2 protein-coding genes are annotated in these 2,088 nt (G+C 38.6%); both read right to left on the bottom strand.

The features are described 5' to 3' along the window. Positions 1 to 1,569: glycoside hydrolase family 6 protein (locus ERL59_RS20580; protein ID WP_235929985.1), on the bottom strand; the 1,569-nt coding region annotated here is incomplete at its 3' end. Between the two features lie 218 nt (positions 1,570 to 1,787). After that, the coding region (locus ERL59_RS20575; protein WP_328700003.1) for a cellulose binding domain-containing protein at positions 1,788 to 2,088 on the bottom strand (301 nt) is incomplete at its 5' end.

The raw sequence follows: 2,088 nt of genomic DNA, 5'->3' as shown, positions 1-2,088 counted from the left end.
AACGACATAATAATACGTTGTGCCATTCGTTAGCCCCGTATCTGAGTAATTTATGCTTGTAATGTTACTTGCTATCGTAGTATATGGACCTCCTAAAGTTTCTGAACGTTTGACATTATAACTATCTGCTCCTATTACACTCCCCCAGCTCAGACCTACAACCCCGTCATCTGCAACAGCAGTTAATGCAGTAGGAGCATTTGGTGCGGTATTATCAGCAGGTGGAATAGCTGGATAAGCATTTTCCACTAACATGACAAACTGTTCATGAAACCAGTGTCCTGCTAAAGGTGCATCAGGCATAGCCCCTGTAGGTACTCCAGCATTAGCACCATCTGTATATTCTGGATCACAATTTGGATCGGGATTTTTCCCTTCATCATTATCAATAAATTCACTAGCCCCGTCAGATTCTCCAGGAGGTTTTACCCATACAAAAGCATCTAAATGTGTATTTTCAAATTCACCAGAAGCCACTTGTGGAGGTAATCCCATTCCAGCTCCATCTACATTACACCACAAACCTCGATGATCTCGACGGTCAATACGTCCTGAATCAACATAACTATTTACTGTATCACCACTAGCTTCAGTTGGACGCTCTGCTCCTCCCCAACCGTTTCGTGAAGAATCTATGAGAAAACCAATATCTTGTGGAAATCCACTGGCTACAAAAGCGTTGTATAATGCCTCTGTAAAATCAATTTCATCAAAATTAGAGTTCCATTCGTAAAAATTAGAGGATCTCAAAGGCTGACCACCGATATTTAAATTTGGATCGGTTAAATATGGTTCTTCAAGGGGAGTATAATTTGAGGTATTTGTAATAAATCCATCAATACTTTGTAAACCAGCCGATGTATCTTGGACTACATCAGTATACAAACTAACTACTCCTTGTAAATTGTTGTCCCATCCTAACCACCCGGAATGAGCGATGTCCATATAAATATATACATTATCAATAGAGTGGAGTTGATTAAGTGCATATTGTGTAGCTTCTACTTGAATACCGCTTGAGTTCGCTTCTGCGCACTCAGGATCACTTAGATTCGTTACTAGATTAGGTAGTCCGTCAGGTTCAATGACCGTTACAATTCGAATATCCTGATACTTAGGGTCAGAAAATACGGATACTATAGGATCAATGTACTCTGTTTTATACCTTTCTAGACCTTCTTCTGAAAGTGGTAGTTCACCATTGGATGCTAATGCAGCGCAGTCTCGACCTGGAAGGTCATAAATAACAATTGTAGCGGTAATTGGAGTGTCACCTTGCTTTTGTGCAAGTGCAATGTCCAAGTGATCAGCTAAGCTTTTACGTCCGTTATTTATATCTCCACCATGGATGGCAGCTATACGATCAAGCCAAACTGCTGTAGGGTAAGATTTTATGGTTTCCATTCTTGAGGCTAGATCACTATCATTTACAAGTGCAATAGAAGAATCTATTAATTCAGCATAATCAGGATTCACATACGAAGTTGCCCCTTCAAATGGATTATCAACATGTGGTTCAGCATAAACTACTGAAAACGATTTAGGAATGATATCAATAAATAAACTCATAATTAATAGAGTAGCAAGTATGAGTATAAAGTTTCTGTGGCACATATTTTTATAACTCATCATTTTTCACTTCCTCATCATTATTTTAAATTTTAAAATAAAATTGCTGCATACTAGAAAATTTAAGATAATACCAGCGTTTAAAATTCCTGCTAATATCGAAAGCTTTGCTTACCTTTATAAGAGGCACTCAGACAAGCTGAGTGCCTTAAATTTATTTAGGGTTCAATTCCCCAGACTAATTGACCATTCAGATAAAGTGTCACTCGATCCCAATTCGTAAACTGTGTTTTACTAGCATCAAAGGAGTAATCATTTGTTTCATCATAGTTGCTCCAGTCTGTTTTATTATTTCGAGTTTGAATCTCTCCGCTTTGTCCACCCGCGGATATGATCCCTGCTCCTGCTGTAAAGGTGACTTCTACAAAATGATCAGCTTCAGCTGTCCCTTGTGCCATTTGAATATGCGTTCCATTCACATTTCCACAACCAACCGTAGCATAGTCACAATGGAATTGC

This window comes from Chengkuizengella marina (genome assembly GCF_009910845.1).
GTDB classification, from domain to species: domain Bacteria; phylum Bacillota; class Bacilli; order Paenibacillales; family KCTC-33759; genus Chengkuizengella; species Chengkuizengella marina.
This window is presented reverse-complemented; position numbering and strand designations above follow the sequence as displayed.